General features: G+C 70.8%; 5 protein-coding genes and 1 pseudogene. All 6 read left to right on the top strand.

What is annotated here, in order from left to right; translation table 11 throughout:
- Positions 1–556, top strand: a pseudogene (locus tag B2869_RS17355) (hypothetical protein); the annotation flags it as partial.
- On the top strand, positions 553–1368 hold the full coding sequence (locus B2869_RS17350; RefSeq protein ID WP_021198482.1) for a PP2C family protein-serine/threonine phosphatase: 816 nt from the start codon (positions 553–555) through the stop codon (positions 1366–1368). The pseudogene B2869_RS17355 and the gene B2869_RS17350, both read left to right, overlap by 4 nt.
- Positions 1368–2621, top strand: coding sequence for an FHA domain-containing protein (locus tag B2869_RS17345; protein WP_292769292.1), 1254 nt, complete (start codon positions 1368–1370; stop codon positions 2619–2621). Before B2869_RS17350 ends, B2869_RS17345 begins: the two co-directional genes overlap by 1 nt.
- Positions 2618–4246 carry a serine/threonine-protein kinase gene (locus tag B2869_RS17340; RefSeq protein WP_292769289.1) on the top strand — a complete coding sequence of 543 codons (1629 nt, stop codon included), beginning with the start codon at positions 2618–2620 and terminating at the stop codon, positions 4244–4246. The genes B2869_RS17345 and B2869_RS17340 overlap by 4 nt, the downstream gene beginning before the upstream one ends.
- A complete protein-coding gene (locus tag B2869_RS17335; RefSeq protein WP_414683283.1) occupies positions 4243–4971 on the top strand; it encodes a hypothetical protein in 729 nt (242 codons plus the stop codon). The genes B2869_RS17340 and B2869_RS17335 overlap by 4 nt, the downstream gene beginning before the upstream one ends.
- The coding region (locus B2869_RS17330) for an RDD family protein (RefSeq protein WP_292769286.1) at positions 4968–5794 on the top strand (827 nt) is incomplete at its 3' end. The genes B2869_RS17335 and B2869_RS17330, both read left to right, overlap by 4 nt.

Genomic DNA, 5794 nt, shown 5'->3' with positions numbered 1-5794 from the left:
CCCCGGCATCACGCAGGACGCCCCCGTGCGGTCCGCGCCGGCGGTGGAGCCCGAACCCGAGATCGACGCGACCATCCAGCAGCACCCGGTGGCTCCCGTCGCACCGCCTGCGCCGCCCGTGCCCCCGGTGCCGGCAGCCGCGCCTGTCCCGGACGCCTCGGCTGCTCCGGCGGCTGCCTCCTCGGCGGTCGTCGAGGAGGACGATCTCGAGGACACCAGGATCAGTGTTCCGGGGCATCGCCTCGTCTTCACCTGGGATGACGGCACGCGAGTATCCGTCTCACGACGCACGGTGTTCGGGCGCAACCCTGCTCCGGAAGAGGGAGCCACGCTCGTCCCTGTGCGCGACGAGACGCTCTCCCTCTCGAAGACGCACTTCGAGGCCGCAGCGGAGACGTCGGGCGGGTGGGTGATGGATCGCCATTCCACGAACGGCATGACCATCGTGCGCGCAGGACAGCGGATCGCCTGCCCCGCGGGGCAGCGCGTGCCCGTGCGTCTGGGCGACGCCATCGAGATCGGCGACCGCATCGTCACGATCGGCGGCTACGCGTGAGGCCGGGACTGATCGTCTCGACCGGATCCGCGACGCATCCGGGGCTTCGGCGTGCGCTGAACGAGGACGCACATCTGGCGGCCGCTCCGATCTTCCTGGTCGCCGACGGAATGGGTGGCCACGAGGCCGGGGAGCGCGCGAGCGCCGCCGTGATCGCCGAGTTCGCGCGGTACATCGGACGTTCGGCGCTCGTGCTCGACGATGTCCGCCACGCGCTGTCGCTCTCGAGGGAGAGCGTGGAGGAGCTGTCCACGTCCGGCAACGGCCGCGCGGGGACCACTCTCAGCGGAGTGGTGATCGCGTCCGTCGACGGCATGGGGTATTGGCTCGCGCTCAACATCGGAGACTCGCGAACCTACCGCTTCGCCGACGGCGAGCTCGAGCAGATCAGCGTCGACCACTCCGTGGTGCAGGAGCTGATCGAGTCGGGCGAGCTCACGACCGAGGACGCCGTCTCCGATCGACGCCGCAACATCATCACCCGGGCCATCGGCGCGAGCAGCACAGGAGACGCCGACTACTGGATGTTCCCCGCAGAACTGGGCGACCGCATCCTGGTGTGCTCCGACGGGCTCACCTCCGAGGTGCCGGACGCGCGCATCCGCGAGGTTCTGAACGCCGAGTCGGATCCGCAGCGGGCCGCTGATGTGCTCGTCGACGAGGCCGTCAGCGCCGGGGGCAGGGACAACATCACCGTCCTCGTCGTCGATGCCGTCTCCGTCGCCTCACGGCCGGGCACGCTGATGGCCACCGACACGGACATCGACCAGGACACACGTCCACGAGAAGCCGCAGCAGGAGGGGTTCGCTGATGCAGACCATCTACCGACCGGGACAGTGGTACCTGATCGTCATCCCGGGAGCGCTCGTCGCGCTGCCCCCCGACGTCCCGGGCGATGTCGTCGCGCGGCTGTGGGAGCGGATGCCGGAGGAGAAGACGCTCGCGACGGTCGTCGATGTGCTCACCGCACACGCGGGAGGCTCGTTCACCTCGCTGCCGTCCTTCGTCGCCGCGGTCGCCGAAGGTGCCGATGTGCGCATCGCGCTGCGAGGCACGGTCTCCGCCCAGGTCGCGACCCCGACCGACTCGTTCGAGCTGTCCGGCGCTGAGGTCACGACCTGGAACGAGCGATTCCTCAGCGGTGCGTCGAAGATCGAGATCACGGTCGAGGCCCCCACCGACGCCGACGGTCTGCCCGTGCAGAGCGGCATCGTGCGTGCCGCGGCCGTGAGCGCCGAGCTCGAACCGAGCGACGCCGATCCGCTCACCTCCGTGCTCGGGCCGTCGCCCGTGGTCGGCACCGTGCCCTCGGAACCGGGCCTGCCCGAGGCCGTCGCCGCCGAGCCGGTCGTGTCGGACCCCGAAGCGAAGCCGGAGCCCGAGGCGAAGCCGGAGCCCGAGCCCGATCCCGAGCCCGAACCCGAGCCCGAACCCGATCCGGAGCCCGAGGCCGAGGAGCCGCTTCCCCTCATCGAAGACGCCTTCCTGCCGCCCACGGAGGTGACGCTCGCGCCACCGGTCGACGACGACTTCGACCAGCTGTGGGGTGCCACCGTGCACTCGGTCGGCGGGGCGGCACCGGTGGTGCCGGTCCCCGTCGAGGGCGACCACGACGGCGCCACCGTCTCGGCAGCGGACCTCCGTGCTCTCCGCCAGCAGCCGCCGGTCGCGAACGACGCGCCGACGGAGGTACTCGATGTCGCGCCGGCACCGGCCGTGGCCTCGGTCGGCCGCATCCGGCTCTCCACCGGTCAGGTGGCCGCCCTCGACCGCACCGTGATCATCGGGCGCCGGCCGCGGTCGACACGTGCGAGCGGGGCGAACCTCCCGCACCTGATCGCCGTCGAGAGCCCCCAGCAGGACATCTCACGCAGCCATCTCGAGGTCAGGCCGGAAGGCGACACGGTGGTGGTCATCGACCTGCACACCACCAACGGGTCCACGCTCCTGCGCCCGGGCGCCGACCCCGTGCGGCTGCACCCCGGGGAGCAGACGCTGGTGCTCTCCGGCGATGTCGTCGACCTCGGCGACGGCGTGACCGTCGCCTTCGAGGATCTCCCGTGACGCGTCGCCCGTCGCCGCCGCCGGATCTTCCCGGCTTCACCTATGTGGAGCCGTTGGGCACCGGTGGCTTCGCCGACGTGTTCCTCTACGAGCAGGAGATGCCTCGCCGCCGCGTCGCGGTGAAGGTCCTGCTCGCCGATCGCATCTCGAGCGGCGCCGCGCAGGAGTTCGCCGATGAGGCGAACGTCATGGCCATGCTCTCGACGCACCCCGCGATCGTCACGATCTACCAGGCCGGGGTCGCCGGCGACGGGCGCCCCTATCTGGTGATGGAGTACTGCCCGCGGCCGAACCTCCAGCTGCGCGCGCGGAAGGACCCGTTCTCCGTCGCCGAGGCTCTCCGGGTTGGCGTGCAGGTGGCCGGCGCCGTCGAGACGGCGCACCGCGCAGGCGTGCTGCACCGCGACATCAAGCCCGCCAACATCCTCGTCACCGAGTACAACCGGCCGGCGCTCACCGATTTCGGCATCGCGTCGACGACGGGCGCGACGGGTGAGGCGTCGGGCATGTCGATCCCGTGGTCGCCACCGGAGTCGTTCGCCGAGCCGCCCCAGAGCGGGCCGCGCACGGACGTGTGGGCGCTGGGGGCGACGCTGTACACCCTGCTCGCCGGACGATCGCCGTTCGAGCGCCCCGGGGAGCGGAACTCCAGCGCCGACCTCATCGAGCGCATCGAGCGCGCCGCCCTGCCGTCTCTGAAGCGGCCGGACTCCCCGGAGAGCCTGCAACGACTCCTCGAGCGCTCGATGGCGAAGAATCCCGACGATCGCTTCCCGAGCGCCGTGGCGTTCGCGCGAGCGCTGCAGAAGGTGCAGATCGAGCTCTCCCACTCGGTGACCCCGATCGACATCGTCGACGATCACCCGCCGGCGGAAGACCTCGACGACGACGGCGACGGTCTCACCCGGGTGCGGGAGATCGTCAGCATCGATCCCGACATGGCCTCGTTCACCCGTCCGTCGGCGACGACGCAGCGGAAGGAGCCTCCGGCCGCGCTGCAGGGGGTGCCGCGCTTCGACGCGCCGGCCGCCCAGGAAGCGGCCGTCGAGCAGACGCAGCTGCGTACGCCGTCTCCCGTTCCTGCACCTCCGACCGTGCCAGGCGCCGACGACCGGACCATCGCCCGTGCGCCGATGGTCGTGGCCCCGGACGCCGCCGTGCCGCCGACGATGGTTCCCGGAGTCCCCGTCGAGGCCCCGGTCGCACCCGAGCCGCCCCGCAGTCGGAAGGGGCTGTGGATCACCCTCGCCGCCGCGGGAGTCGTGCTCGTGATCGGCGGCATCGTCGGACTCAACCTCCTGGTCGCGGGTATCGCGCCCGAACCGCAGGAGACCGCGGAAGCCGTCGATCCGAAGGACGTCGGAACGGATGTGGTGCCGAAGGTGACGGAGCTCGCCGGGACGCGACAGGGCGAACAGGTGGTCTTCACCTGGACGAACCCGAGCCCGCTCGACGGCGATTCTTACATCTGGACCCCGGTGGAGGTCTCGGGCGAGGTCGATCCCCAGCAGACGCCGGATCCGACCGCCACGGTGCCCGCCGCGGCGGGGACCGTCTGCATCGATGTGATGCTGCGACGCGACGACGGGCGCGCGTCCGAGACCGTGCGGGGGTGCGTGGAGTGAGTGGTGAAGGCGGCGTGACCGTCGAGTTCGCGGGGGAGTACTTCCCGGTCCGTCGGGGCGGGCGGTTCATCGTCGGGCGCGAGGGAGACCTCGAGCTCGACGACAACCTGTTCCTGCACCGGCACTTCCTGGAGATCACCGACGCCGACGGGTTGTGGTGGCTGTCGAACGTCGGCACGCGACTCACGGCGACCGTGACCGATTCGGCCGGTGGCGTGCAGGCCTGGCTCGCTCCCGGTGCCCGCCTTCCGCTGGTCTTCGAGACCACGACCGTCGTGTTCAGCGCAGGACCGACGACCTACGAACTCACCTTGCACGCGGCGGAGCCGACGTTCCGTGCGACCAGGCGCGAGCACGACGACGGGGGTGCCTCCACGATCGGCGACGTCCCGTTGACCCTCAGCCAGAAGCTCCTCATCCTCGCGCTGGCGGAGCCGCAGTTGCGCAGGGACGGCACGGGCATGAGCGAGATCCCGACGTCAGCGAAGGCCGCGGAGCGCCTCGGCTGGACCGTCACCCGCTTCAACCGCAAGCTCGACAACGTGTGTGACAAGTTCGACCGGATCGGTGTGCCTGGTATGCGCGGCGGACAACGCAGCTTCGCGACCAACAGACGTGCGCGCCTGGTGGAGCACGTGATCGCGTCGCGACTGGTCGGCAAGAGCGATCTGCCGTTGCTCGACACCGCGCACGCCGTCGACGAGGTCGAGGGAGAGCAGGAGTGATCTGGGAGATCGACGACCACGCTCCCGAGGTCGAGGGGCTCGACGCGCACGGACGCCCGGATCCTGCGTATGCGGAGGCCCTCGGGCTCCGCACAGCAGGGCGAGGGCCGCGCGTGCTGTCCGCGCTGATCGAGTGGACGGTGGCCGTGCTCATCGCGCTCCCGGCCATCATCGCGCTCACCCCGGTTCTCGCGCAGGTGGTCGCAGGGCAGTTCGACGCCGAGAAGTTCTTCGCCCGCGGTGACCTGGTGTGGCTCGTCGTCGCGGCAGCCGTATCGCAGGGCCTGATGATCGCCTTTGTCGTCGTCCAGCTCGTCCTGCACGGACGCAAGGGAGTGACGCTCGGCAAGGCGATCTGCGGCATCCGCTCGGTGAACGTCCGGACCCTCGAGCGCCCCGGTTTCTGGCGCGGAGCCGTGGTCCGCTTCCTCGTCGCCTACGCCTCGTTCATCGTCCCGGTCATCGGTCCCGTGCTGGTGATCATGCTCTCCCCGCTGTTCGACATCGAACGGCGAGGACGCGGCTGGCTCGATCTCGCTGCCGCGACCTGGTTCGTCGACGTGCGCGGCGGATTGAATCCCTACGACGCGAAACGCATGCGCATCGCGCGCAAGCGCGTGAAGACGCCCGAACACGAGGATAAGGCCCCGCTGCCGTCGCTGGCGACGCCGGTGCATCGCGACGCGCCGGCCGAGTACGTCCCGAGTGCGCGCCTTTCCGGAGGCGTCATCGGTGCGCACCGCTCGGCCGCGGCGGCTGCGACGGAGCAGGCAGAGCCATCTGGAGCCGGCTCCATGGTGTCGGCGGCGCCGCCGTCGCTCGC

Origin of the sequence: Microbacterium sp. UBA3486, from assembly GCF_002377845.1 — a bacterium.
Taxonomy (GTDB): Bacteria; Actinomycetota; Actinomycetes; order Actinomycetales; family Microbacteriaceae; genus Microbacterium; species Microbacterium maritypicum_A.
The sequence above is the reverse complement of the archived record's forward strand: the minus strand, read 5'-3'. Positions and strand labels throughout refer to the sequence as shown.